Source organism: Microbacterium phyllosphaerae, from assembly GCF_050628115.1.
Classification (GTDB): domain Bacteria; phylum Actinomycetota; class Actinomycetes; order Actinomycetales; family Microbacteriaceae; genus Microbacterium; species Microbacterium phyllosphaerae_A.
This window is the reverse complement of sequence record NZ_CP192502.1, coordinates 3,730,207-3,755,950: the sequence shown is the minus strand read 5'-3', so window position 1 is coordinate 3,755,950 and position 25,744 is coordinate 3,730,207. Positions and strand designations below refer to the sequence as shown.

Here is a 25,744-nt window from a genome sequence, read left to right as displayed (position 1 = left end):
TGAGAGGCCGCCGGATCGGGCAGAAACCTCACTCTAGCGGGCGCGCCGAGGTGAGGACTCTCACACCGGAATGCACTCGACGACGACCGGGATGAAGCTCAGCCGGTGTTCTGCAGACCCGCTGCGACGCCGCTCACGGAGAGCAGCAGCAGGCGCCGCTGCTCCTCGTCCGCACCGGATCCGGTCGCCTCCGCCGGGTCGCGCAGCGCACGCAGGGCGCGCAGTTGCAGCAGTGACAGCGCGTCGACATAGGGGGTGCGCAGCTGCACGGCGCGCTGCAGGATCGGCTTGTTCTCGAGCAGTCCGACACCTCCGGTGAGGCGGATCACCCATTCGCGCGTGAGCGTCATCTCATCGAGCACGAGCTGGGCGAGGTCGTCGCGATCGCCCAGTGCCAGATACTGGCGGGCGATGCGCTCGTCGGTCTTCGCGAGGCTCATCGCGACGTTGTCGATCATGGTGCGCAGCAGCGGCCAGTCGCGGTACGCCTCGATGAGGCGAGCCTCGTCGCCGACGGCGGCCAGCGCCGTGCCGAGTCCGAACCAGCCGGCGAGGTTGATGCGCGCCTGCGTCCACGCGAACACCCACGGGATGGCCCGGAGGTCTTCGAGGGACTCCACGGAGAGGCCTCGTCGTGCGGGGCGCGAGCCGAGCGCGAGCAGACCGATCTCCTCCATCGGGGTGACCGTGGCGAACCAGGGGGCGAAGCCCTCGGCCTTCACGAGCGAGAAGAAGCGCTCGCGCGAGGAGCGGTCCATCACCGAGGCGATGTCCGCGAAACGCGCTGCGGCCTCGCTGGTGTGCTTCTCGACCGTCGGCGACGACGCGAGCAGGGTCGCTGCGGCGACCTGGTCGATGTGGCGCATCGCGATAGCGGGCTCGCCGTAGCGGGCGAAGATGACCTCGCCCTGCTCGGTGAGCTTGAAGCGGCCGTCCACCGAGTGCGGCGGCTGCGCGAGGATCGCCGAGTTGGCGGGTCCGCCACCGCGGCCGAGGGCACCGCCGCGGCCGTGGAACAGCGTCAACTCGATGTCCGACTCCTGCGCCCACAGAGCGATCTTCTCCTGGGCCTCGTAGAGGGCGAGGTTGGCGGCGACCGGGCCGACGTCCTTCGACGAGTCGGAGTATCCGAGCATGACCTCGAGGCGGTTGCCGGTGGCGGCCATCCGCTCCTGGAACTCGGGGAACGTCACTGCCTCGGCGAGGATCTCGGGAGCGGCCTGAAGGTCGGCGAAGGTCTCGAACAGCGGGACGACATCGAGCACGGGTGCGTCGTCGCCGAGTGCGTGCCGCGCGAGTGCGTACACGTTCGCGAGGTCGGAGGCTGCCTGCGTGAACGATACGACGTAGCGGCCGGCGGCTCGGAGGCCGCGGTCGCGCTGGATCTCGGCGATCGCACGGAAGACCTCGAGCACCTCTTCGGTCTGCGTGCTGACGGCCTCGCCGCTCGCGAGCTCCGCCAGAGCCCTCGCGTGCACCTGCGAGTGCTGGCGCACCTCGAGCTCGGTGAGGTGGAAGCCGTACGTCTCCACCTGCCAGATCAGGTGCTGCACGCCGCCGAAGGCGTGGCGCTTCGCACCTGCATCCGACAGCGACGACTGCACGGCGCGGAGGTCGGCGAGGAGCTCTTCGGGGCGGCCGTACCGCTGCTCGTCACCGCGGCGGGTGGCGGCGACGCGGTGGGCGAGCGCGAGCAGCACCCGGCGGTGCGGCTCGCCGGGGGAGCGGGCGCCGAGTTCCTCGGCGCCGCGCGGATCCGCTGTGGCGAAGTCGTCCCACAGCGCCGAGACGGCCGCGCTCGGGGGAGTGTCCTCGGCGTCGAGCGTGAGCGTGCGGCCGATGCGCTCGAGCGCGCGCTCGAGACCGCGGAGCACATGATCCGAGGCGATCTGAGAGGCTTCCCGCGTGACGGATGCCGTGACGAAGGGGTTTCCGTCGCGGTCGCCGCCGACCCAGGAGCCGATCCGCACGAAAGCGGGGACGACGGGCTCGGATGCGCCGGAGTCGTCGCCGCGCAGAGCATCGTCGATGCGGCGGTACACATGGGGGACCGTCGTGAACAGCGTCTCGTCGAACACGCCCATGACCGTGCGCACCTCGTCGGTCGGCGACGGCTTCTCGGCGCGCAACGGCGCGGTGCGCCAGAGGGTGTCGATCTCCTCCAGCATGCGGCGACGGGCGCGGTGCTCCTCGGAGCCGCCCTCGCTCGCCGCGTCGTGCTGCGTGAGCAGCTCGGACAGGCGACGGATGCTCGACGACACCGCCCGGCGCCGGGCCTCGGTGGGGTGGGCGGTGAAGACGGGGTGGAAGCGCAGACCTTGCAGGCGGCGACGTGCCTCGTCGTCGCCGACCTCGGTCTTCAGGCGGGCGTACGCCGTGGCGACCGTGTCGGCGGCATCCTCACGCCCGGGCTGACCTGCGCGCTCGCGGAGCACGCGCACGCGCTGGTGCTCCTCGGCGAGGTTGACGAGGTGGAAGTAGCACGTGAACGCCCGCGCGACCTCGTCGGCGCGGGCGATGCTGAAGGACTCGGCGATCGACGCTGCGCGCTCGAAAGCGTCGGACGTCTCTTCGTCGTAGGCCTGGATGGTGGCGAGGCGCAGCTTCTCGACGTCCTCGAAGAGGTCGTCGCCGCCGGCTTCTCGCAGCACCTGGCCGAGAAGAGCGCCGAGCATCCTGACGTCGGAACGCATCGCGTCCGGGATGCCTCGGCCCGCTTCGAAACGGCCGATGATGCGGATGGCCGAGGTGTCGGTGGGCTCGGGGAAGGCGTGTTCGGGGGTCACCGTTCGAGAGTATCCCGGGTCGGGGTGGTGCTCGGAACGCATGACGATCCGAGACGCCCGCGGCGACCGGCGAACTACCATGGAGGGGATGCGAATCTCCGCGAACCCTCTCCGAGGGCAGCAGTTCCCTGCTGTCCTCCTCCTCGTCGCCGCCGGCCTCGGTCTGCTGCTGGCGAATCTCCCCACGCACGACGCGCTCGCCGCGGTGCTCGACTTCCACATCGCGGTGCCCGGCACCTCGCTGGATCTCTCGATCGAGCACTGGGTGTCCGACGGGCTCCTCGCGATCTTCTTCCTCGTCGTCGCGATCGAACTGCGCCACGAACTCACGCACGGAGAGCTCGACTCGCCGCGCAAGGCCGTGCAACCGGCGATCGCCGCCGCAGGCGGTGTGCTGGTGCCCATCGCGGTCTACCTGCTCATCGCCGGAGACTCGGCGACCGCCACCGGGTGGCCGATCCCCACAGCGACCGACATCGCCTTCGCGCTCGGTGTGCTCGCCATGTTCGGCAAGCGCCTGCCCTCGACCGTGCGGGTCTTCCTGCTGGCGCTGGCGATCCTCGACGACATCATCGGCATCATCTTCATCGCCGTGCTCTTCGCGCACGATGTGCAGTGGTTGCTGCTGGTGCTCGCCGTGATCGCGGTCGCACTGTTCTGGGTCCTCAGCCGAGCACTGCACGCCAAGGGGCATCCCACGATCGCCGTGGCGATGGTCATCGTCGGAGTCGTGGCGTGGGGACTCGTCGCCATGTCCGGCATCCACGCCACCATCGCGGGCGTCATGCTCGGACTCGTCATGTCGCCGGTGCCCGCCGGCCGGACCAGGCATGCCCTCGAACCCACGGTGAACGGGGCGATCCTGCCTGTGTTCGCATTCGTCGCCGCGTTCGTGGTGATCCCGGCTCTGGCGCCATCCGAGCTCTCCCCGGCGTTCTGGGGCATCGTCGTCGCTCTCCCTGTGGGCAAGATCATCGGCATCTCGCTGTTCGGGTGGCTCGCCATGCGCATCCGTCCCCGAGGCACGGCACCGGCGCTCCCGTTCGCCGACATCCTGGCAGCAGGCACCCTGGGCGGAATCGGGTTCACGGTGTCGTTGCTCCTCGCCAATCTCGCGTTCGCGTCGGATGCGGGAGTCCGCGATCAGGCGATCCTCGGCGTGCTCGTGGGCTCGCTCATCGCACTCGTGCTGTCCGGGGTGGTCGTGTCGCTTCGCGCTCGCGCCTATCGTCGGCTGAGCGCCGCGACATCCTGACGATGTTCGAGGAGGAACAGTGACCGGAGACCCGGAACGCGATCCGCTGCGCGAGGCCGCAGAGACCATGCGCGCTGTACGTGACCGGTGCGTCTGGTCGCAGCAGATCACACACCGCGACCTCGTGCCGTATCTGATCGAGGAGTCGCACGAGGTGATCGACGCCGTCGAGAGCGGCACGCGCGCCGACCTGCGCGAAGAGCTCGGCGACCTGCTCTGGCAGGTGCTGTTCCACGCGGCGATCGCCGCACAGGATCCCGATGACCCGTTCGACATCGACGACGTCGCCGACACGCTGACCGAGAAGATGGTCCGCCGGCACCCGCATGTCTTCGCGGGTGAGATCGCGACCACCCCCGACGAGGTGCTCGTGCACTGGAACGCCGCCAAGGCGGCCGAGAAGCGCACGAGGCGGAGTGTTCTCGACGGCGTCCCGCGAGGGATGCCGGCGCTGGCGCTCGCACAGAAGATCGTCGGACGAGCGGCAGGGGCGGGCGTGGAGGTCGAAGGGCCGACCGGCGGCGCCGTGACCGCACCCAGGACCGAGGCGGAGCTCGGCGACGTTCTGCTCGGGCTCGTCGCTGTGGCACGAACCGAGGGGTGGGACGCCGAGCGGGCGCTGCGCGAGCGGCTCCGCGGGCTCGAAGCCGACGTCCGCGACGCCGAATCCGGCGCCTGACGCCACAGGCCACCCCGCCGACCTGGAAAGATGGGGGCGTGGCTACTGTGAACCCGCCGCGCGGCATGCGCGACATCCTCCCCGCCGACAAGGCCCGCCGTGAGCGCGTCCTCTCCGTCATCCGCGACCGGTATCGCTCGCACGGATTCGACGAGATCGAGACTCCCGCGCTCGAGGAGTACTCGCGACTGCACGCCGGCATCGGCGGCGACAACGAGAAGCTCGCCTACAACGTCCTGCGCCGTGGCCTCGACGCCGAGGCGATCCGCGACGCGGCCGACGACCAGGGCGCACTCGCCGACCTCGGACTCCGCTACGACCTCACCGTGCCCCTCGCGCGGTTCTACGCGAGCAACCGCGGGCAGCTGCCCGGTGTCTTCCGTGCCATCCAGATCGGCCCGGTGTGGCGTGCGGAGCGCCCGCAGAAGGGCCGCTACCGCCAGTTCGTGCAGTGCGACATCGACATCATCGGCGATGACTCGTCACGGGCCGAGGCCGAACTCATGGTCGCTTCTCTCGACGCGGTCGATGCACTCGGACTCGAGGGTGCGACAGTGCGCATCAATGACCGGCGCGCACTCGACTGGATGCTCGACAGTTTCGGCTTCACCGCCGTCGAGCGGCCCGGCGTGCTGATCACGATCGACAAGCTCGACAAGATCGGCCCGGAGGGGGTCGCGACGGAACTGCGCGAGCGAGGTGCCGCAGCATCCGCCGTCGACGCGTTCGAGGAGTTCCTGCGTCGCCCGCGGACCATGGAGTACAACCCGTTCGGCGAGCGCCAGATCCGCAAGGCGCTGCCTGACGACGCGCCTGATGAGATCGTCGGGCACCTGGTCGGCATCGGCGAGGCCGTCGCCGCCGGTCGCGGCGCGACCGACATCCCGCTGGTCTTCGACCCGTTCCTGGTGCGTGGCATGGGCTATTACACCGGCACGATCTTCGAGCTCGCGCACCCGTCGGTCTCGTACTCGTTGGGCGGCGGAGGGCGTTACGACGGCATGATCGGGCGCTTCCTCGGTCAGCAGGTTCCCGCGGTCGGGTTCTCCCTCGGCTTCGAACGACTGGTCGATCTCGTGACGACCGGGGCGGATGGCGCCGAGCGCGCCGTCGTGCTGATCCACGACGCCGACGTGCCTGTCGTAGAGCTCGTCACCCACAAGGCCACGCTCGTGGCGACCGGTGCCAGAGTGCGGCTGGAACGACGCACGAAGAACGTCAAGGCGCTGCTCGAGCGCTCGGCCGCCGATGGGTACACGGAATTCGCGACCGTCGCTGCGGGTGCGTCCCAGCTGGAGCTCAAGCCCCTGTCCTGAGGCCCAGCAGGCCCGGATGCCGTTCATGCGGTGTTCACGCCGGTCGGGTCGAATCGGCGCATGAGACGACAGCATCTCGTCGCCTTCGCCGCGGTCGGCGTCGCGACGGCGGGGGTGGCCGCCGGCATCCGGTGGGTGCTCGCCCATCAGGCGGCCATCGCTCGTCGACGCATCGGCAAGCCGCTCGGCGAACGGTCGATCGACGCCGACCGCGTCTGGCGCCCGTCGCTCGGCGGCGAGCCGATCGAACTGCTCGTGCTCGGAGACTCGCTCGCGGCGGGTCTCGGCGCCGAGCGACGGAAGCAGACGCTCGGCGGTCGCCTCGCCAAAGGCATGGCGCGGCGCGTGGGAGGGTCGGTGCAGCTCCGCACGGCCGCAGTCGTAGGCTCGGAGTCGCCCGACCTCGCGGCTCAACTCGCAGGCCTCCCGGAGGACTACGCGCCGCACGTCGCCGTGATCGTGGTCGGCGGAAACGATGTCACGCACCGGATCCCGGTCGCCGTCTCGACACAGCACCTACGTGACGCGATCCTGCGTCTGCGTCGTCTCGGCACTGAGGTCGTCGTCGGGACCTGCCCCGACCTCGGCGCGCTGCGCCCCGTGCCTCAACCGCTGCGTCGTCTGGTCTCGAGCATGTCGCGCAGGCTCGCGGAGGCGCAGACAGAGACCGCGCTCGCCGCGGGGGCGCGCCCTGTCGATCTCCGTCGCGCCGTCGGCCCGATGTTCTTCGACGATCCGGACGCCATGTTCAGCATGGACCGCTTCCATCCGAGCGCTCTGGGGTACCGGCGCACGGCCGAGGCACTCCTTCCGACCGCGTGCCTCGCCGCGGAGGCAGCCCTCAACTCGCGTCGGCAGGTGCGGCGCTGAACGATGCCGCCCACTCGGCCACCCGTCGCGCGCTCTCCTCGTCCGACAGATCCTCGACGCGGGTCATCACCGACCACCGCACGCCGAAGGGATCCCGGATGCTGGCGAAGCGGTCTCCCGACACGAATGCCGACGGCGCCTCCCGTACGGTCGCCCCGGCGGCGACGGCACGCTCGACGATGGCGTCGACATCGGGGACGTACAGCCCCATCGAGTAGCAGTCGTCGTCGCCCGAGGGCGCGGGAACGAGATGGTAGTCGGGACTCGGCTCGCCCAGCTGCAGACGTCCGAGACCGAAGTCGAGGTCGGCGTGGGCGACGACGCCCCCGAACTCCGTGACGTCGACGACGCGTGCGCCGAAGACGTCGCGATAGAACTCGATCGCCTCACGTGCCCCGGGGATCGCGAGGAAAGGAGTGAGCGAGGTCGCGCTGTGCGGTCGTCCGTCTGTGGTGTGTGCGCCGGTCGCGCCGGTCGTGTTGTCGGTGGTCATACGGCCACCGTACGGAGCGGCCGGCATCGTGCGCTTGAACATTCGCGACAACTGCGGGTGCGGTTCGCGGAGAGTTCGCGGAATACGCTGGGGCGATGGTGAGCCAGACCCGTGGGGTGCTGTATCCGGCGCGGCTGCCGGAGTTCCATCGTCTGCCGCCCGAGGCCCACGCTCGGGATCTCGTCGTGTGGTTCTGGATTCCCGAGTGGGACATCGAGCCCGGTAGATCGTCGCGGCAGGACATCGTGGGCTATCCGGCGCTGAACCTGGTGGTCGACCAGGGGGTGGTGACTCTGTCGGGTGCGACGACTCGGGCAGCGCATCGCGACCTGAGCGGCACAGGGTGGGCGGTGGGCGCCCTGCTGCGGCCGGCCGCCGTCGCGGTGCTCACCGACGATCCTGCGGCGCTCGTCGACGACGAGACGATCATCGACGCCCCCGACCTCGTCGACGCCGTCGGCGTAGCGATGCGCACGGGATCCGGGCATCGCGAGCGCGCCGTCACGGCGTTCTCCGACTGGCTCGCGCTCAGGATCGGTCCGATCGAGGGTGCGGTTTCTCAGGCGAACGCGCTCGTCGATGTCCTGATGGGAGACGGCGCGGCCGACACGGTCGAGGAGGCGGCGACGCGACTCGCGGTGTCGGTGCGCACTCTGCAGCGCCTCGCTCACCGATATGTCGGTGTCTCACCGGCCGCGATGATCCGGCGGCGCCGGCTCCAGGAGGCCGCCGAGCGGCTGCGACTCGACCCTGGTCTCGATCTGTCGGCGCTCGCGGCCGAGCTGGGCTACGCCGACCACGCGCACCTGACGCGGGACTTCCGCAGCGTCCTGGGGATCGCCCCGCGTACCTATCGCGCCGGGGCAGGCGTGGAATCCGCAGAGGGAGCGAGCCCCTGATCAGTTCGTGATCCGCAGACGGATGGCCCGGTAGAGCACTCCGATCAGCACCGCAGCGGTTCCGACGACCGAGGCCAGCACAGGCAGGGTGTTCACGAGCAGCAGGCAGCCGAGCGCTCCGACGACCTGCAGAGCTCGGGGATAGCGACGAGCGGATGCCTGCTGACGGAATGCCGCAGCATTCGCGATCAGGTAATACAGCAGGACTCCGAAGGATGAGAAACCGATCGCGTCGCGCAGATCGGCGACGAGCACGATCGCGACCACGATGACGGCGATCATGATCTCGGCTCGTCTGGGCACCTGTCGGCGATCGTCGACCTTCGCGAGGAGTGACGGTAGATCGCTCTCCCGTGCCATCGCCAGCGTCGTGCGGCCGATTCCGGTGAGGAGTGCGAGCAGCGCGCCCAACGAGGCGGCGGCGGCCGTGATCCGGACGACAGGCGTGAGCGCGGCCCACCCTGTCGATGAGAGGGCGTCTGCCAGCGGAGCGGAGCTCGACGCCGCATCGCCGCCGAGGGTGACGACCACCGTGACCGCGACCAGCAGGTACACGACCACGGCTCCACCCAGCGCGAGGGCGATCGCACGGGGGATCGTCCGTGCGGGGTCGACGACCTCTTCGCCCATGGTCGCGATCCGCGCGTATCCCGCGAAGGCGAAGAAGAGCAGCCCGGCGCCCTGGAGAACGCCGTAGGCAGTCGCATCGGGGAGAGGGGAGGGGGTCGCCGCGGATGCCGAGCCGAGCCCGACCGCGACCACGACGGCCAGCCCGAGAAGCGAGCAGATCACGAGGATCCGAGTCGCGAGAGCCGTCCGGGTGACCCCGAGGCAGTTGACGGTCGCGAGCGCGATCACCGACGCGACCGCGACAGGCGTCTGCCAGCCGTCGGGGGCGGCGTACGCGGCGAAGGTCATGGCCATCGCCGCGCAGCTCGCGATCTTGCCGATCACGAAGCTCCATCCGGCGACGAACCCCCACCACGGACCGATCTCCGCGCGGGCGTAGGCGTAGGTGCCGCCGGCGACGGGATGCACCGCGGCGAGCTGAGCCGACGCGGTGGCGTTGCAGTACGCCACGATCGCAGCGATCGCGAGCGCTGTCAGCAGGCCGCTGCCGGCGACTCCGATCGCCGGCGCCCAGACCGCGAAGACCCCCGCACCGATCATCGAACCGAGTCCGAGCGCTGTGGCATCGACGAGCGTCAGGCGGCGGGCGAGGGGCATCCCGTCATCGTCGCACGCGCGGGTGAACTTCCGATGTCGTCGGCGCTGATCAGCCTCGCGCCGCAGTGACCCGCTTCTTCTCGCGGATGTAGACCTCGCGGCGCACCCTGGCGACCACATCGCCGTCGCGATCGGTGATCACGGTCTCGAACCACTCGAGCACCTTCGCTCCGCCGTGCGCGCGCTCGCGGATCTCCGCGGCGCGCTCCCTGCTGACCTCGAACTCGGCGGTCAGCACGCCGCGGCCGGGCTTGAGGAACTCGATCTCGCCGCGCGTGTCCCACACCACGTAGTCGCGTCCCAGCTGGTGCATGACGAGCATGAAGAAGTACGGATCGGTCATCGCCGACATCGAGCCGCCGAACGCCGTCTTGACGTAGTTGCGGGTGAAGACGTTCACGTGCAGCTCGACGGTCGCATGGGTCCAGTCCTCGCTGAAGCGGCGGATGCGGATCCCGCTGAACAGGTTGGGGATCCACAGGCTCATGCCGGTGGCGAGGCGTCGGGGAGTGATGCGCATGAGGTCAGTGTGGACGACGCGGTCAGCGAGGCGAAGCTTGCTGGAGGGTTCCGACAGTTGTTATAGTTCTCCTATAACTAATAGAAATTGAGGAACGCGATGCTGATTCGAATCGATGCCGACAGTGCTCGGCCGCTCTTCGACCAGGTCGCGGCGTCCGTCCGTGCCGACGTCCTGACCGGGCGGCTCGGTCCGGGCGATCGGCTGCCGGCCGCGCGCGAGCTGGCGGACGCCCTCGAGATCAACCTGCACACGGTGCTCCGCGCCTATCAGCAGCTCAGAGACGAGGGGTTGATCGACCTGCGTCGCGGCAGGGGAGCAGTGGTCGCAGCCTCCGCCGCTCCTCTGGCCGAGCTCTCACAGGACATCACCGCGCTCGTCGCCCGCGCCGCATCCCTCGGCGTCTCTTCCACGACCCTGGCCGCCCTCATCAAGGAGACCGACGCATGACCCCCGAGATCCGCAGAGCCCGCACCGCCTTCTGGTGGGTGGGGGTGATCGTTCCGCTGGCGCTGCTCGTGCTCGCGAGCATCGTCGTGCTCTCCTGGCTCCCCGATGTGCCCGACCCCGCCGCGATCCACTGGGGTCTCGACGGCGCCGACGGCTTCGGTCCTCGGTGGACGCCTCTCGCCCTGCTGATCGGTCTCGGGGGAGGCACCGTGCTGCTGTTCGCGGTGATCGCGCTGTTCTCCCACCGACTCCCACAGCGGGGCGCTGCCACGACGATCCCTCAGCCGCAGTGGTCGGCGACGGCGCGTCTGCTGGGAGCCGCGAGCCTCGGCACCGCCGGCATGATGTCGATGCTCGCCATCGCCTCGACCGCCGCTCAGCGCGGCCTCGCCGACGCCGCGGATGCGGCCGACATCACCCCGTGGGTTCCGGTCCTCCTCCTGGCGATGGCCGGTCTCGGCATCGCGGGGTGGTTCCTGCAGCCGGCTGTGCCGATCTCGACGGACTCCTCGGCTGCCGAGGCGACTCCGCTGCCACTGACCGATCACGAGCGCGCGGTGTGGATCAAGACCGTGACCGTCGCCACGACGGGTCAGGTCGTGCTCGGCATCGGCGTCTTCATCGTGGTCGCGATGAGCGTGCTCCTGCTCGCGCAGGGCATCGCCGCGGGCTGGATCACCGCCGCAGTCGCCGTGGTGCTTCTCGCGCTCGTCGCGACCAGCCTCACCTTCCGCGTCCGCGCGAGCGCCGCGGGACTGCGGGTGCGATCGATCGCCGGCTGGCCGCGGGTCGATATCCCCGCCGCGGAGATCGCGAGCACTCGTGCCGTGCAGGTCGACCCCTTCGCCGAGTTCGGCGGCTGGGGGTATCGGTTTGGTCTGGACGGTCGGCGCGGGATCGTGCTCCGCAAGGGGGACGCGATCGAGGTGACCCGCACGAACGGTCGGGTGTTCGTGGTCACGGTCGACGACGCGGCCACCGCCGCATCCGTCCTCGCGGCGGCAGCCCGGCGCTGACCTCTCGCCGACCGCGCACTCACAGCATTCGACCGAGGAGATCATCATGACCCGCATCCGCCTCGCCGCCATCATCGCCTTCACCGTGCTCGCGTGCGGGCTCGCGTGGCTCGTGGCCCTGCCGCTGTGGCTGGGCGACGGCCTCACCGAGCCGAGCGCGGGTCTGCTGCTGCCCGTCATGATGCTCACACCGGCGATCGCCGCGCTGGTGATCACCTTCACCATGCGCATCCCCGCCCCGGGCGAGAGGGTGCGCTTCCTCGGCCTGTGGCCGCTGCGCCCGGCCAATCGCGTGGTCTGGCTCATGGTCGTCGGCTGGCTCGCCCCTCCGCTGCTCGTGGGACTCACCATCCTGCTCGCGGCGGCTCTCGGATTCATCCGGCTCGATCCGACCTTCGCGGGGTTCGCGACCGAGATCGCGAACCTCCTGCCGGAAGGCACTCCGATGCCGCCGATCGAGCTGCTGGTGTTCTCGCAGATCGCGATGATCCCGCTCGGAGCCCTCATCAACTGCGTGGTGGCGTTCGGCGAGGAGCTCGGCTGGCGCGGGTGGCTCGTGCCCGCGCTTCGGCCGCTCGGCACCTGGCCGACCCTGCTCCTCAGCGGGATCATCTGGGGTCTCTGGCACAGTCCGGTGATCCTGCTCGGCTACAACTTCGGCCGCACGGACATCACCGGAGTGCTCTTCATGATCGGAGGCTGCGTCGCCTGGGGCGTCCTGCTGGGCTGGCTGCGTCTGCGCTCCGCCTCGATCTGGCCCGCGGTGCTCGCCCACGGAGCCCTCAACGCGGCCGGTGGGCTTGTGATCCTCTTCGCCGCATCGCAGCCCGACCTCGCGCTCGCAGGTCCCCTGGGCGTCGTCGGATGGATCGTGGCGGCCGTCGTGATCGCAGTACTCGTCCTCACCGGACAGTTCAGGGAGCAGCCGGAGCTCGCGGGGGCACCCGGTCGGCTGCTGTCCGCGCCCCGTGAGGGCGGTCGCTCCGCCGCCTCTTGACGCTCTCGGTGCCGCGCGGTTGGCTGAGGACATGGATTCCACTCCCACCGCCTGGTCCGACGCCGACGCCTATCTCGCCGACCTGCTCGTCGGGCACGATCCGGATCTGGAGGCGGCCCTCGCGGCCCAGCGGGAGGCCGGTCTGCCTGCCATCGAGGTGGCGCCGGTGTCGGGCAAGCTGCTCAACCTGATCGCGCGCATCAGCGGCGCTCGCCGCGTGCTCGAGATCGGCACGCTCGGGGGGTACTCGACGATCTGGCTGGCACGTGCGGTCGGCGTGGAGGGTCGCGTCGTGACGGTCGAAGCCGAGGCCGACAACGCCGCAGTGGCGCGAGCGAGCATCGACGCGGCCGGCGTCGGCGACCGCGTGGACATCAGGATCGGGCGGGGCGCCGACGTGCTGCCCACGCTCGTCGGGGGCTTCGATCTCGTCTTCATCGACGCCGACAAGGAGTCCAACACGATCTACCTCGACTGGGCGGCGAAGCTGGGCCACCCCGGCACCGTCGTCATCCTCGACAACATCGGACGCGAGGGCGAGATCGTCCGTGACGACTCCACCGATCCCAAGGTCGTCGGGACCAGGGAAGGACTGCGGATGCTGGGGGAGGACCCCCGCTTCGACGCCACCGCCCTGCAGACCGTGGGGGTCAAGGGCTGGGACGGCTTCGCGGTCGCCGTCGTGGTGTGACCCTCCGACGCGCGCCCGGGGCATGAGGCGCAGGCGGGCTAGACTGGGCGCGGATCGACGACGCTCCACACACCTTTTCTCTGAGCAAGGAGCACATCAGTGGCACTGATCGAGGCTGTAGGCGCACGCGAGATTCTCGACTCGCGCGGAAACCCGACCGTGGAGGTGGAGGTGCTCCTCGACGACGGTGTCGTCCAGCGCGCCGCCGTCCCCTCCGGTGCATCCACCGGCGCATTCGAGGCATACGAGCTGCGTGACGGCGACAAGAGCCGCTACGGCGGCAAGGGCGTGCTCAAGGCCGTCGACGCGATCATCGACGAGCTCGGCCCGGCGCTCGAGGGCGTCGAGGCGAGCGAGCAGCGCATCGTCGACGAGATCCTCATCGAGACCGACGGCACCGAGAACAAGCAGCGCACCGGCGCCAACGCGATCCTCGGCGTCAGCCTGGCTGTCGCGAAGGCCGCGGCCGACTCGGCCGACCTGCCGCTGTTCCGCTACCTGGGTGGCCCGAACGCCCATGTGCTGCCCGTTCCGCTCTTCAACGTCATCAACGGCGGCGAGCACGCGGACAACGGCATCGACATGCAGGAGTTCTTCCTCGCGCCGATCGGTGCCGAGACCTACTCCGAGGCGCTCCGCTGGGGCGTCGAGACCTACCACGTGCTGCGCGGCGAGCTGAAGGCCGCCGGCTACGCGACCGGCCTCGGCGACGAGGGTGGCTTCGCCCCCGACCTGCCCAGCAACCGCGAGGGCCTCGACTTCCTCGTCAAGGCGATCGAGAAGGCCGGCTTCACTCCGGGCACCGACATCGCGCTGGGCCTCGACGTCGCCGCCACCGAATTCTTCAAGGACGGCGTCTACCGCCTCGACAACAAGGACTGGACCGGCCCCGAGCTGATCGAGTACTACGAGGGTCTGGTCAAGGACTTCCCGATCGTCACGATCGAGGACGCACTGGCTGAAGACGACTGGGACAACTGGAAGCTCCTCACGGATGCTCTCGGCTCGAAGGTCCAGCTCGTCGGCGACGACCTGTTCGTCACCAACCCGACGCGTCTCGCCGACGGCATCAAGCGCGGCGTCGCCAACTCGCTGCTCGTCAAGGTGAACCAGATCGGAACGCTCACCGAGACGTTCGACGCGGTCAGCCTCGCGCAGCGCTCGGGCTACACGGCGATGCTCTCGCACCGCTCGGGAGAGACCGAGGACACCACGATCGCCGACCTCGTCGTCGCCACGAACGCGGGTCAGATCAAGGCGGGTGCGCCTGCTCGCAGCGAGCGCGTCGCGAAGTACAATCAGCTTCTGCGCATCGAAGAAGAGCTGGGCGACGCCGCGGTCTTCGCCGGCCGCTCGGCGTTCCCGCGCTACCAGGGCTGAATGCAGCTGAGACAGACACACGCCGCCTGAGCGGCACGTACGGAGGAGGAGCCGTGGCACGACGACCGGCTCCTCCTTCGGCGTCTCCGGGGTCTTCCCGCCCGGGGGCGGCTGCGAAGCCCGCTCCACGCACCAAGACCCCCCGACCGCCGCGTGGCGCGGCGGGCAGGGGAAGTCAGGAGCGACGCGTCGATGTGCGCGAATGGGCGTCCGGCATCCGACTGTCCGCCTTCTCCGTCATCATGCTGTCGCTCGTCGTCCTCGGCGCGTGGGTGCTCGTCCCCACGCTCGGCACCTTCATCGACCAGCGTCAGAAGATCGCGGCTCTGGAGCAGTCGATCCAGGTCTCCGAAGACGAGATCACCGCGCTCGAGAAGGAACGCGAGCGCTGGAACGACCCGGCCTACATCACCACCCAGGCGCGAGAGCGCCTCTATTACGTCAAGCCGGGCGAGGTCGTCTACCTGATCGACAACGACCTGGACCCCGCAGCGCTTCCGCAGGAGCAGGGCCCGGTCAGCGACACTCTCGAAGAGACGCCGTCCGACTGGATGTCCCAATTGCTGCGCACCCTGACCGCCGCCGGACTGAGCGACACGGCAGCGGTCAGCCGCTGAGCATGGTCGCAGGCGACGCCGCGGCCTCCGAGCATCCTCCCCGGCGTCTCCCGTACGCTGGAGGAGTGACCACGCCTCCCTTCGCCGCCCCCACGACCGCCGAGCTCGCCGTGGTGTCGGCCCAGTTGGGGCGCCAGGCGCGAGGCGTCGTCGGCATCGCGGCACGCTGCGTGTGCGGAAACCCCACGGTCGTCGCCACCACGCCTCGGCTCCCCGACGGCACGCCGTTCCCCACGTTCTACTATCTGACCCATCCGGCCGCGACCGCAGCGATGTCGACGCTCGAGGCGACGCAGGTCATGCCCGAGCTCGCCGCACTGCTCGCCGACGACGAGGATGTCGCGGCGGCGTACCTCGCCGCGCATCAGGCATACCTGAGCGACCGCGCGCAGTTCGGCGAGGTCACCGAGATCGACGGGATCTCCGCTGGCGGAATGCCCACGCGTGTCAAGTGCCTCCACGCTCTCGCCGGTCACGCTCTCGCCGCGGGGCGCGGTGTGAACCCGATCGGCGACCTGGCGCTCGAGCGTTCGAGCTGGTCTCCCGAGAAGTGCCGCTGCGACGAACCGGGTGCCGCCTTGCGCGACGCCGAGGCATCGTCGGCATGAGGCCGCGTCGGGTGCTGCGCAACGGCGCCGCGTTGGCGACCGTCGTGGCATCCGTCCTGCTCCTCGGTGCGGCGGCCACTCCACCTCCGGTGCCCGACGACCCCGCAGATCCCGTGCGTGCGTCGGAGTACTGGCTCGACGGCGCCGGCATCCGTGACGCGTGGCAGACGACGCGCGGCGACGGAGTGACGATCGCGGTCATCGACACCGGCATCGGCAAGGTCCCCGGGGTCTTCGATGAGGCCGTCGTCGGCGGCACCGACGTGTCCGGCACCGGGTCTCCCGACGGGCGCACCCCTGTCGGCGCCATCGACGGCAACCACGGCTCGTGGGTGGCGTCGCTCGCCGCCGGCCGCGGGGCAGCCGACGGAAAGGGCATGATCGGGGTCGCCCCGGAGGCGGACCTCCTCTCGATCTCGGTGGGCTTCGGCGCCGCCGCCGCGGTGCCGTTCACGGAGCAGGTGGCGAAAGCGATGCGCTGGGCAGTCGACCACGGCGCCGACATCATCAACCTCTCGTTCACGACCAACACGCTCGACTGGGACCGGAGCTGGGACGACGCGTTCCTCTACGCGTTCGACCACGACGTGGTGGTCGTCGTGGCCGCTGGCAACCGGGGGAGCGGGACGAACATCATCGGCGCTCCCGCGACGATCCCCGGAGTGCTCACCGTGGGCGGCGTCGACCAGACGGGAACAGCGAGCATCGAGGCGTCCACGCAGGGCATCACGATCGGTATCGCTGCCCCCAGCGAGGGCCTTCGGGGTGTCTCCGCCGACGGCACGCTCGTCTCCTGGAGCGGAACCAGCGGTGCGGCCCCGATCGTCGCGGGCGTCGCGGCGCTCATCCGCTCGGCGCACCCCGACCTGGACGCCGCCAACGTCATCAACCGCATCATCAAGACGGCGATCCCCGTGCCGGGTGCGGCGAAGCTGCCCGATCCGCTCTACGGCTACGGACTGCTCGACGCCGAGGCAGCGGTCGGCGCCGACGTCGCGAAGGTCGATGAGAACCCGATGGGCGACCTCGCCGAGTGGGTGCGGCTGTACCGGAGGGCCGAGACCGTTCCGGAGCCCGAGCCCACCGTCGCACCGGTCGAAGTGCCGCCGCTTCCTGCCGCCGACGCGCCGACGGATCCCGGTTCACCGCTGCTTCCCAGCGCTGATTCGCTGCGCTACGGTACCCTGCCGCTCATCGCGCTCACAGTCCCTGGTATCCTGGTAGCGCTTGGCGTCACCGCAGCTGCCCGGCGCATCCGATCGGCGCGCGCTCGCACGCCACATCCCTGACTCCCGAGGAGTTTTCCCCTGTGCCTCAGAACAGCACTGTGCCCAAGATTCTGATCGTCGGTGGAGGCTACGCAGGCTTCTACACGGCGTGGAAGCTGGAGAAGCACCTTCGCAAGGGTGAAGCAGACGTCACCATGGTCGACCCGCTGCCGTACATGACGTACCAGCCGTTCCTTCCCGAGGTGGCCGCCGGCTCGATCGAAGCCCGCCACTCGGTGGTCGCCCACCGTCGTCACCTCAAGCGCACGCACGTGCTGGGCGCCAAGGTCACGGGAATCAACCATGCCGAGAAGGTCGCGACGATCACGCCGCCCGTGGGCGCGCCCTACGAGTTCGCATACGACCAGATCGTCGTCACCGCCGGTGCCGTCTCGCGCACCTTCCCGATCCCGGGCATCGCGGACAACGCGATCGGCCTGAAGACGATCGAAGAGGCCGTCGCGATCCGCGACCGCCTGATGTCGAACTTCGACAAGGCCGCATCGCTACCGGCCGGCCCCGAGCGTGACCGCCTGCTGTCGGTCGTCGTCGTCGGTGGCGGCTTCGCCGGCATCGAGGTCTTCGCGGAGCTGCGTTCGCTCGCCTCGTCGCTGGTGGGCAAGTACCCGCAGCTGAGCTTCGAGGACACGCACTTCCACCTCATCGAGGCCATGGGCCGCATCATGCCCGAGGTCTCGCTGCCCACGAGCGAGTGGGTCCTCAAGGACCTCGCGAAGCGCGGTGCCAACGTGCACCTCGACACCCAGCTCACCAGCGCGGTCGACGGCAACGTCGAGCTCTCGACGGGCGAGGTCATCCCGACCGACCTCATCGTCTGGACCGCCGGTGTCATGGCGAACCCGACGGTGGTGCGCGGTGGCGATCTCCCGATCGAAGAGCGCGGTCGCATCCAGACCCGCGCCGACCTGCGGGTCGGCACCCCCGAGGCATTCGTCGAGGGCGCCTGGGCCGCCGGTGACGTCTCGGCCGTCCCCGATCTCTCGGGCGGTGGCGTCGGCGGCTTCTGCGTTCCGAACGCTCAGCACGCCGTGCGTCAGGCGAAGCTCCTCGCGAAGAACCTCGTCGCGGTCCTGCGCGGGGAGGACCCGAAGGAGTACTTCCACAAGAACCTCGGCGCCGTCGCGGGCCTCGGTCTCTACAACGGTGTCTTCCAGTCCGGCAAGATCGCCCTCAAGGGCTTCGTCGCGTGGGTCGCGCACCGTGGATACCACGGTCTCGCGATGCCCACGTGGGAGCGCAAGTTCCGTGTGGTCTGGGGCTGGTGGAACAACCTGTGGCTCGGTCGCGACCTGGTGAACCTCGAGACGGTGCAGAACCCGCGCTACGTCTTCGAGGAGTTCGCCGCTCGCCCGCGCCCGGCAGCTCCCGCGACCACGGCCCCGGCAGCTCAGGCGACCGCTTCCGACAAGGCCGCAGACGAGAAGCCTGCCGGTCAGAAGACCGCCGCCAAGAAGCCCGCCGCCAAGAAGCCGGCAGCGAAGAAGCCCGCTGCTGAGCAGGCCTCCGAGACGGCTGCCGCCAAGTAGCGTCTTTCCACGAACGCCCCGATTCCGCCGGAGTCGGGGCGTTCGTCGTCTCCGGTGCGGGACGGGCTCTCGCACCGGGCTCATAGGAGTGGTCGCTAAAGTCGGTCGAGCGAGGGGAGTACTCCCGTCTGCGGTGGTGTCGTCATTACGGACGCGATGTCGTGTCCCGGCCCACCGGCCCGTGAGGGTGGAGGAGACCTGGCGTCCGTATCTGCGGACGACCATGGACTCTCGTCACCCCGCTGTCGAAGTCCCGTGGTCGTCCACACGCCACGAAGGAAATCGACACCATGGGAAAACTGACCAAGCTCATCGGCATGGCCGCTCGCGCGCTCGATCTCGACGACGGCGGGCGCGACGGGCGCAATGACTCGCGGTCCGCACAGCCGCAGGCGGCTCCATCGCATGCGCACGCGTCCCCTGTTCCTCCGCGTCGGCCGGCGCACGACCCGTACTCGCCGCCTCCCGCGCGACCGACGGGTCAGGCCACGACTGTGCCGCGGTCCGCGCACCCCGATCGCACCGGTTCAGCCTCGGATGCCGATCGCGCCGCGATCGCCCGATACGACTACCTGCTCGAGACGGCCGATCCCCGCAGCGTCGAACAGATCCACCGTGAGGCGTTCGCGCGCCTGACGCCCGCCCAGCGCGCGCAGGTGCAGGAGCGCATGAACACGGAGCTCGCGCCCGGAGAGCGACCCGCGTCGTCATCGGTCGACGATCTGGCGCGCGCGGCAGGGCGCACGGAAGCCGCGCGCCCCGGACGGATGCGGGGGCTGCTCTCGCGAGTCCGTGGTGGCGGTGCCGCGGGAATGGTCGGCGGCGCGGCCGTGGGGGTTCTCGGTGTCGTCGCCGTCGGTGCCGTGGGGAGCGCGGTCGCCGGGCCTCTCCTCGAGCAGGCGGCAGGACTCGGCGTCGATTTCGACGCCCTCGCCCAGGGACTCGACGTCGAGGCGATCACGAGCGGCATCGGCGGCGAAGAGCTCGCGGGTGCGGCGGAGGGCCTACTGGGATCGGCGGGGGAGACCGTGTCCGGCCTCGGGGACACAGCCGGCGAGTGGGGACAGCGTCTGGGGGATCTCGGGATCCCCGGCATCGGCGACCTGTTCAGCCGATGAGCTCGTCAGGTTCCGTCATGGCCGCCGCCGCGCAGGCAGATCACGGCTTCTCCGGCCTCACCGGCTTCGCCGCTGACATCCTCACCGCACTCGGCGACGTCGGAGTCGGCGTGCTGGTGTTCGTCGAGGTGCTCATCCCGCCCATCCCGAGCGAGGTGATCCTTCCGTTCGCCGGATACCTGAGCCAGAGCGGAGACCTGAACCTCGGGTGGCTCATCGTCTGGAGCACCCTCGCGTCATGGATCGGCGCGCTGCTGCTCTACTGGCTCGGCGCGGCAGTCGGGGTGGAGCGAGCCGTGCGAGTGCTCGCGGCGACCAAGCTCGTGAGTCGTTCGGACCTCGACCGCGGAGCACAGTGGTTCCTGCGCAGCGGAGGGTGGACGGTGCTCGTCGGTCGCCTGGTGCCCGGCGTCCGGAGCCTGATCTCGATCCCCGCAGGAGCGACGAGGATGAACCTCGTCAGCTTCAGTCTGTACACGATCGTGGGGAGCGGGCTGTGGAACTCGTTCCTCATCGGGGTCGGCGCCGCCCTCGGCACCCAGCACGAGCAGCTCGAGGGCGTTCTCGGGTATGTCGACTACGTCGTCTACGCGGCGATCGCGATCGCCCTCGGCATCCTCGTCGTCCGTCGAGTGCGCGAGGCGCGCGGGTCGAGAGCCGTGGGGTCTCAGGCTGCTGACCGGCCCGGCGGGGTGCTCGAGTGACCGAGCGCCGCGTGCCCCCGCTGGGACTCGAACCCAGACTGAAGCGATTTTAAGTCGCCTGCCTCTGCCATTGGGCTACGGGGGCGGTCGGCCTTGACTCTGGCTCAGAGTACACGGAGGTCAGAGGCGAGCGCCCGTCAGTGCCCGACTCTCCAGCAGAGGAACTGGGTGCGACTCGATTCCAGAAAGAATGAATCCGAGTTCGTCGACGCCGTAGGGTGGGGGAGTGCTCGACCTCACCGCCGATCTGAGCCCTGAAAAGGGACCCTCCGCCGTCTCCCCCGAGTGGCAGGACCCATCGCGATTCTGGCCGCGCCTCTCTGCGGCCACCGGCCACCTGCCTGCTCCCGTGGCTGTGATCGATCGCGAGGCTCTCCGCCACAACGCGATGGATCTGCTCGTCCGCGCGGGAGGGCTGCCGATCCGCGTCGCCTCGAAGTCCGTGCGCGTGCGCTCGGTGCTCGATGCGGTGCTCCAGCTGCCCGGCTACCGGGGGATCCTGGCGTTCACCCTCGCCGAGGCACTGTGGCTCGCAGAGACCCACGACGACATCGTCCTCGGCTACCCGACAGTCGACCGTGCCGGTCTCGCCCAGCTCTTCGCGTCCGAGGAAGCCACCCGCCGCATCACTCTGATGGTTGATGACTCCGCGCATCTCGACGTCATCGACAGCGTCGCTCCCGCCGGAAGCCGCCCCGACATCCGCGTCGCGATCGATGCCGATGCCTCGCTCCGTTCGGCCGCTCTCGGTCACATCGGGGTGCGCAGGTCGGCACTGTTCACCGCCGGTGAGGTCGCCGCATTCGCACGCACGATCGTCCGTCGCCCCGGCTTCACGCTGGTCGGGCTGCAGATGTACGAGGCACAGATCGCCGGGCAGGGCGACAACGCGGGGGCGGATGCTCCTGTCATCCGTCTCGTCCAGGCGCGCTCGCGGGCAGAACTGCGCGAGCGGCGAGCCGCCATCGTCGGCGCGCTCACCGATATCGCGCCCCTCGAGTTCCTCAACGGCGGCGGCACCGGGTCGCTCGAGTTCACCGGCAGCGACGAGTCCCTGACGGAGGCGAGCGCGGGCAGCGGGCTGCTGGGCGGCCACCTCTTCGACGGCTACCGCTCGTTCCGCCCGGCCCCGGCATCCGCCTTCGCGTTCGATGTGGTGCGGCGACCGACCGCCGACATCGCGACGGTGCTCGGCGGCGGATGGATCGCGTCGGGACCCGCACTGGCGTCGCGTCAACCTCTTCCCGTGTGGCCGCAAGGACTGCGGACGCTGGCTCGTGAAGCTGCGGGCGAGGTGCAGACGCCGCTGCAGGGGCGTGCTGCCGCACGGCTCGGCGTCGGGGACCGCGTCTGGTTCCGGCACTCCAAGAGCGGCGAACCCGCCGAACGCATCCTCAGCTATCAGCTCGTCTCCGGCGACGAGATCATCGACGAGCTGCCGACGTATCGCGGCGAAGGAAAGGCGTTCCTGTGACGAGGATCGGTGGCACCTGGCAGAACTGGGGGCGATCGGCGCAGGTGAAACCACTCCGTGTGGAGCGCCCTCGGACGCCGGAAGGGGTGCAGCGCGCGGTCACGGCGGCAGTCGCCCAGGGCCTCACGATCAAGGCGGTGGGTGCCGGCCACAGCTTCACCGGAATCGCGGTGGCGCCGGGTGTGCTGCTCGAGCTCGACGACCTCCAGGGGCTGGTGTCGGCCGATGTGGCCACGGGGCGGGTCACGTTGCTCGCGGGCACGCGGCTGCACCGCATCCCCGGCCTGCTCGCGCCGTTCGGGCTGGCGATGGAGAACCTCGGCGACATCGACCGACAGTCCATCTCGGGCGCGATCTCGACAGGGACGCATGGCACCGGCGCCGGGTTCGGTGGACTCGCGACGCAGGTGGTGGGCGTCACGCTCGTGACGGCGGCAGGCGAGTTCCTGCGCATCGACGAGGAACAGAACGCCGAGATGCTGCCCGCTGTGGCGCTGGGCCTCGGCGCGCTCGGCATCATCGTCGACGTCACGCTCCAGTGCGTGCCCGTGTTCGTGATGAAGGCGATCGATGAGCCCGCACCGCTCGAGGACGTGCTGGCGACACTGGCGCATCGTGTCGCGGCGTCCGATCACTACGAGTTCTACTGGTTCCCGCACACCGACGTCGCGCTGACCAAGCGCCAGACCCGCGTGCCGGAGTCGACGAGACGCCAGCCCCTTCCGGTGGTGGGCAGATGGATCGACGAGACCCTGCTCTCGAACGGCGTGTACAGAGCGGTCTGCGCGGCAGGACAGGTCGTGCCTGCCGTCACGCCGCCGTTCAGTCGTCTCGCGGTGAAGTTGACGGGCGACCGCAAGTACACGGATCTGTCCCATCGAGTGCTCACGCAGAGCCGCACAGTCCGGTTCCGTGAGATGGAGTACGCGCTGCCGGCCGAGAACGTGGTCCCCGCGTTCCGTGCCGTGCGAGCGCTCATCGAGAGGCGCGGGTGGCGGATCGAGTTCCCGATCGAGGTGCGATTCGCGGCGGAGGACGACCGGTGGCTCTCCACCGCATACGGGAGAGCGACCGGATACATCGCCGTGCACCGATACTGGCGAGCCGACCCGACGACGTACTTCGAGGCCGTCGAGCAGATCATGCTCGAGCACGGCGGGCGCCCGCACTGGGGCAAGCTGCACACTCTGGGCTCCGAGCAGCTGCGCGAACGGTATCCGCGCTTCCGAGACTTCACGGCCCTTCGGGATCAGCTCGATCCCGATCGTCGGTTCACGAACCGGTACCTGGATCGCGTGCTCGGTGAATGATCGGGATGTCGGATGGCTGTGCGAGACCGCACCCAGTCGACGCGCAGACTGCGCCGATAGGATGAGACAAACACGAGGAAGGGTGGGCCTCTGATGGAATGGCTCGTGCCGGTACTGATCGTCGTCGGTGTGATTCTGCTCATCGGAATCTACCTGTGGGCGACCTACAACTCGCTGGTGCAGCTGAACGTGCGCGTCGACGAGGCATGGAGCGGCATCACCGTGCAGCTGAAGCGCAGGGCTGACCTGATACCCAACCTCATCGAGACGGTGAAGGGCTACGCCTCCCACGAGAAGGCGGTGTTCGAGAACGTCACGCGTGCGCGCGCCGAGACACTCTCTGCCGGCGGTCCCGGAGAAGCGGGAATCGCAGAAGGACACCTGCAGCAGGCGCTTCGGAGCCTCTTCGCGGTCGCCGAGGCGTATCCGCAGCTGCAGGCGAGCCAGAACTTCCTGCAGGTCCAGCAGGCGCTCGTCGATACCGAAGACAAGATCCAGGCGGCGCGCCGGTTCTACAACGGCGGCGTCCGCGAGCTGAACACGAAGATCAAGGTCTTCCCCAACAACCTGTTCGCCAAGGGGCTGGGATTCACCGAGCGCGAGTTCTTCGAGGTCGCAGACAGCGGTGCCATCTCCGAACCGCCACGCGTGCAGTTCTGACGTCCGAGGGCCCGATGCGCATCGCCGCATCGGGCCTTCTGCGTACTCGGGCGGGGTTCCGGGCGCGGTGCGTCACCAGACGTCGAGATCCGCCCGGTCCCCGTCGACCGCGACGTCGCCTCGAACGCTCCACGACTCGGTGCGGTAGGTCTCGGTTCTCGCGGCTCCGTTCTGCCCGGTGCCCGACACCGTCGCGACGAGAACTCCGCCGTCGGCGACGAATCCGTCTTCGGTCAGCTCCAGCACCGGCATCCGATCGATTCGGAAGTGGACGCGCTCGACCACGGCGAACTCCGTGCCCCAGGGGATCCGGATGCCGCACCCGTCGGGGACGACGCCCCCGACGACCTCTTCAGCCGTGCAGGTCTCGAGATGCTCGTCGAGCTGCTGCTGCGCGAGAGCCTGTGCGTCGGCGGTGGATGCGACGGTCGCGGTGGGCGAGGCCTGAGGCGACGGACGGACGCTCGTCGACTGCCACAGCAGCACTGCCGCCCCCGCGATGATGATGGCGGCGACGCCGCCACCGATCGTCCACGCGAGGCGACGGGTCATGGCGTGGCTTCCCTGGCATGCACATGGCGACGGACGGAGGTCCCAGGGCGGCCGGAAAGCGCGTCGTGCAGGCTCTCGGCCGCGGTGCCCCACCCCGACACGGAGATGTGGGAGAGTCCCTGCCACGACGCGGCGAGTGCCAGTTCGGCCGCGATCCGCTCCGCATCCTCGAGGGGCCTGGCCTGCGGTTCCCACCAGGCCGACTGCACCTGCAGGGTCGAGGTCGCGCGGTCGGATTTCAGATCGACTCGGGCGACGATTCGGTCGCCGACGAGTACCGGCAGCGAGTAGTAGCCGTAACGCCGCTTCTCTGCGGGGACGTAGATCTCGATGCGGTAGTCGAGCTCGAACGCACGCAGCGCCCTGTCGCGGAACCACACCACGGGGTCGAAGGGCGTCAGCAGTGCCGCAGCATCGACCTTTCGTGGGAGCACCGCCTCGTGGTGGCGCCAGGCGGGGAGCGGGCGCCCCGCGCGCTCCCAACCGCGCACGGCGACCGGGAGCAGCTCCCCGGCATCGACGAGGTCGGAGATGGACTGCGACACCGCGGCACGATCGCGGATGCGGTGGTAGTCGGCGAGATCGGACTGCGTCGCGACTCCGGAAGACCGCGCGGCACGTCGCGTGAGTTCGCGGATCGCCTGGTCGCGGGGGATCTGCTGAGAGAGCACGGAGTCGGGGATCACGTGCTCGGCGAGCGCGTAGCTGCGCTCGAACCCCTTGCGCCCGCTGATCGCCACGTCACCCGTGCGCCAGAGATGCTCGAGCGCGAGCTTCACGTCGTCCCAGTCCCACCACGTGCCACGCTCGCGAGGTGCGTCGGCTCTGAGGTCGGCGGGGCGCAGGGGCCCGCGATCCCGCAGCTCGTCCTGCACCCAGCTCAGAGTGCGGGAGTTGTTGCTCATCCACGAGTCGGGCCCCGACCAGCGCGCGCGGAAGTCGTCCATGCGGAAGCGCCAGAGCGGCCAGTCCTCGATCGGGATGAACGTCGCTTCGTGAGCCATGTACTCGACGTAGTGGGTCGTGCGCGAATGGAACACCCGGTCGAGCAGCGCGGGGTCGTACGACCCCAGACGCGAGAACAGGGGCAGGTAGTGCGAGCGTGCGAACACGTTGACCGAGTCGATCTGCAGCACGCCGAGTCGATCCATCACGCGATGCACGTGCCGGGCGGACACCGAACTCGGACGGGCGCGGGTGAATCCCTGCGCGGCCAGCGCGATTCGACGCGCCTGGGCGGAGCTGAGGGTGTCGGTCACGTGGTCAGCGTATCTCCGGTGTCTGACATAGTGACCGCATCGTCATGC

25 protein-coding genes and 1 tRNA gene are annotated in these 25,744 nt (G+C 69.6%); 19 read left to right on the top strand and 7 right to left on the bottom strand.

From position 1 onward, the window contains the following. Nucleotides 1-98 precede the first annotated feature (98 nt). Complete coding sequence (locus ACQ4LY_RS18055) at nucleotides 99-2,786, bottom strand: phosphoenolpyruvate carboxylase (RefSeq protein WP_431073768.1); 2,688 nt, start codon at nucleotides 2,784-2,786, stop codon at nucleotides 99-101. Between the two features lie 88 nt (nucleotides 2,787-2,874). Here ACQ4LY_RS18055 and nhaA point away from each other — a divergent pair, with 88 nt between their 5' ends. The 4 genes from nhaA (at nucleotide 2,875) to ACQ4LY_RS18035 (ending at nucleotide 6,906) form a co-directional block, all read left to right on the top strand. After that, nucleotides 2,875-4,041: a Na+/H+ antiporter NhaA gene (gene nhaA / locus ACQ4LY_RS18050; protein WP_431073767.1), complete on the top strand. Its 1,167-nt coding sequence runs from the start codon at nucleotides 2,875-2,877 to the stop codon at nucleotides 4,039-4,041. A 67-nt stretch (nucleotides 4,042-4,108) separates the two neighbouring features. Next, a complete protein-coding gene (locus tag ACQ4LY_RS18045; protein ID WP_431075726.1) occupies nucleotides 4,109-4,720 on the top strand; it encodes a MazG family protein in 612 nt (203 codons plus the stop codon). Nucleotides 4,721-4,785: 65 nt separating this feature from the next. Then, nucleotides 4,786-6,036 carry a histidine--tRNA ligase gene (locus ACQ4LY_RS18040; protein WP_431075725.1) on the top strand — a complete coding sequence of 417 codons (1,251 nt, stop codon included), beginning with the start codon at nucleotides 4,786-4,788 and terminating at the stop codon, nucleotides 6,034-6,036. A gap of 60 nt (nucleotides 6,037-6,096) precedes the next feature. After that, entirely contained in the window at nucleotides 6,097-6,906 is an 810-nt protein-coding gene (locus tag ACQ4LY_RS18035; protein ID WP_431073765.1) for an SGNH/GDSL hydrolase family protein, read from the top strand. Here ACQ4LY_RS18035 and ACQ4LY_RS18030 read toward each other — a convergent pair. Further along, the gene (locus ACQ4LY_RS18030) at nucleotides 6,878-7,399 is read right to left on the bottom strand and encodes a VOC family protein (protein ID WP_431073763.1); all 522 of its coding nucleotides are present in this window, start codon (nucleotides 7,397-7,399) and stop codon (nucleotides 6,878-6,880) included. The two genes, ACQ4LY_RS18035 and ACQ4LY_RS18030, sit on opposite strands and share 29 nt — an antisense overlap. Before the next feature lie 95 nt (nucleotides 7,400-7,494). Here ACQ4LY_RS18030 and ACQ4LY_RS18025 point away from each other — a divergent pair, with 95 nt between their 5' ends. Beyond that, entirely contained in the window at nucleotides 7,495-8,298 is an 804-nt protein-coding gene (locus ACQ4LY_RS18025) for a helix-turn-helix domain-containing protein (protein WP_431073761.1), read from the top strand. Here the strand turns inward: ACQ4LY_RS18025 and ACQ4LY_RS18020 are convergent, their stop codons facing one another. Continuing rightward, nucleotides 8,299-9,525, bottom strand: a complete 1,227-nt coding sequence (locus ACQ4LY_RS18020) for an APC family permease (protein WP_431073759.1) — start codon at nucleotides 9,523-9,525, stop codon at nucleotides 8,299-8,301. Between the two features lie 49 nt (nucleotides 9,526-9,574). Continuing rightward, complete coding sequence (locus ACQ4LY_RS18015) at nucleotides 9,575-10,045, bottom strand: PaaI family thioesterase (protein ID WP_431073757.1); 471 nt, start codon at nucleotides 10,043-10,045, stop codon at nucleotides 9,575-9,577. A 99-nt stretch (nucleotides 10,046-10,144) separates the two neighbouring features. Here ACQ4LY_RS18015 and ACQ4LY_RS18010 point away from each other — a divergent pair, with 99 nt between their 5' ends. The 11 genes from ACQ4LY_RS18010 (at nucleotide 10,145) to ACQ4LY_RS17960 (ending at nucleotide 20,441) form a co-directional block, all read left to right on the top strand. Then, nucleotides 10,145-10,495 (top strand): GntR family transcriptional regulator, encoded by a 351-nt coding sequence (locus tag ACQ4LY_RS18010; protein WP_056308779.1) that lies wholly within the window; start codon nucleotides 10,145-10,147, stop codon nucleotides 10,493-10,495. Further along, nucleotides 10,492-11,511, top strand: a complete 1,020-nt coding sequence (locus ACQ4LY_RS18005) for a hypothetical protein (RefSeq protein ID WP_431073754.1) — start codon at nucleotides 10,492-10,494, stop codon at nucleotides 11,509-11,511. The genes ACQ4LY_RS18010 and ACQ4LY_RS18005 overlap by 4 nt, the downstream gene beginning before the upstream one ends. 46 nt (nucleotides 11,512-11,557) lie before the next feature. Continuing rightward, nucleotides 11,558-12,508, top strand: coding sequence for a lysostaphin resistance A-like protein (locus ACQ4LY_RS18000; protein WP_431073753.1), 951 nt, complete (start codon nucleotides 11,558-11,560; stop codon nucleotides 12,506-12,508). Nucleotides 12,509-12,539: 31 nt separating this feature from the next. Then, nucleotides 12,540-13,199: an O-methyltransferase gene (locus ACQ4LY_RS17995; RefSeq protein ID WP_431073751.1), complete on the top strand. Its 660-nt coding sequence runs from the start codon at nucleotides 12,540-12,542 to the stop codon at nucleotides 13,197-13,199. 99 nt (nucleotides 13,200-13,298) lie between these two features. Beyond that, nucleotides 13,299-14,579, top strand: coding sequence for a phosphopyruvate hydratase (gene eno, locus ACQ4LY_RS17990; protein ID WP_056308775.1), 1,281 nt, complete (start codon nucleotides 13,299-13,301; stop codon nucleotides 14,577-14,579). Between the two features lie 194 nt (nucleotides 14,580-14,773). Further along, complete coding sequence (locus ACQ4LY_RS17985) at nucleotides 14,774-15,196, top strand: FtsB family cell division protein (RefSeq protein ID WP_431073748.1); 423 nt, start codon at nucleotides 14,774-14,776, stop codon at nucleotides 15,194-15,196. 65 nt (nucleotides 15,197-15,261) lie between these two features. Then, entirely contained in the window at nucleotides 15,262-15,804 is a 543-nt protein-coding gene (locus ACQ4LY_RS17980) for a DUF501 domain-containing protein (RefSeq protein ID WP_431073746.1), read from the top strand. Then, nucleotides 15,801-17,093 (top strand): S8 family serine peptidase, encoded by a 1,293-nt coding sequence (locus tag ACQ4LY_RS17975; protein ID WP_431073744.1) that lies wholly within the window; start codon nucleotides 15,801-15,803, stop codon nucleotides 17,091-17,093. Before ACQ4LY_RS17980 ends, ACQ4LY_RS17975 begins: the two co-directional genes overlap by 4 nt. A 38-nt stretch (nucleotides 17,094-17,131) precedes the next feature. Continuing rightward, nucleotides 17,132-18,619, top strand: a complete 1,488-nt coding sequence (locus ACQ4LY_RS17970) for an NAD(P)/FAD-dependent oxidoreductase (protein ID WP_431073742.1) — start codon at nucleotides 17,132-17,134, stop codon at nucleotides 18,617-18,619. A 290-nt stretch (nucleotides 18,620-18,909) separates the two neighbouring features. Further along, nucleotides 18,910-19,737, top strand: a complete 828-nt coding sequence (locus ACQ4LY_RS17965) for a cation-transporting ATPase (RefSeq protein WP_431073740.1) — start codon at nucleotides 18,910-18,912, stop codon at nucleotides 19,735-19,737. A gap of 17 nt (nucleotides 19,738-19,754) precedes the next feature. Next, nucleotides 19,755-20,441: a DedA family protein gene (locus ACQ4LY_RS17960; RefSeq protein WP_431073738.1), complete on the top strand. Its 687-nt coding sequence runs from the start codon at nucleotides 19,755-19,757 to the stop codon at nucleotides 20,439-20,441. 12 nt (nucleotides 20,442-20,453) lie between these two features. On the opposite strand, the gene ACQ4LY_RS17955 is transcribed toward ACQ4LY_RS17960, so the two are convergent. After that, nucleotides 20,454-20,526, bottom strand: a tRNA-Leu gene (locus ACQ4LY_RS17955). Between the two features lie 141 nt (nucleotides 20,527-20,667). Here ACQ4LY_RS17955 and ACQ4LY_RS17950 point away from each other — a divergent pair. From ACQ4LY_RS17950 to ACQ4LY_RS17940, 3 genes are all read left to right on the top strand, one after another. Further along, nucleotides 20,668-21,915, top strand: a complete 1,248-nt coding sequence (locus tag ACQ4LY_RS17950) for an amino acid deaminase/aldolase (protein WP_431073736.1) — start codon at nucleotides 20,668-20,670, stop codon at nucleotides 21,913-21,915. Then, nucleotides 21,912-23,225 carry a D-arabinono-1,4-lactone oxidase gene (locus tag ACQ4LY_RS17945; RefSeq protein ID WP_431073734.1) on the top strand — a complete coding sequence of 438 codons (1,314 nt, stop codon included), beginning with the start codon at nucleotides 21,912-21,914 and terminating at the stop codon, nucleotides 23,223-23,225. Before ACQ4LY_RS17950 ends, ACQ4LY_RS17945 begins: the two co-directional genes overlap by 4 nt. A 93-nt stretch (nucleotides 23,226-23,318) precedes the next feature. Then, a complete protein-coding gene (locus ACQ4LY_RS17940; protein ID WP_056508667.1) occupies nucleotides 23,319-23,885 on the top strand; it encodes a LemA family protein in 567 nt (188 codons plus the stop codon). A 72-nt stretch (nucleotides 23,886-23,957) separates the two neighbouring features. On the opposite strand, the gene ACQ4LY_RS17935 is transcribed toward ACQ4LY_RS17940, so the two are convergent. After that, entirely contained in the window at nucleotides 23,958-24,437 is a 480-nt protein-coding gene (locus tag ACQ4LY_RS17935) for a hypothetical protein (RefSeq protein WP_431073731.1), read from the bottom strand. Continuing rightward, complete coding sequence (locus ACQ4LY_RS17930) at nucleotides 24,434-25,696, bottom strand: winged helix-turn-helix domain-containing protein (protein WP_431073729.1); 1,263 nt, start codon at nucleotides 25,694-25,696, stop codon at nucleotides 24,434-24,436. Before ACQ4LY_RS17930 ends, ACQ4LY_RS17935 begins: the two co-directional genes overlap by 4 nt. Nucleotides 25,697-25,744: the final 48 nt, after the last annotated feature.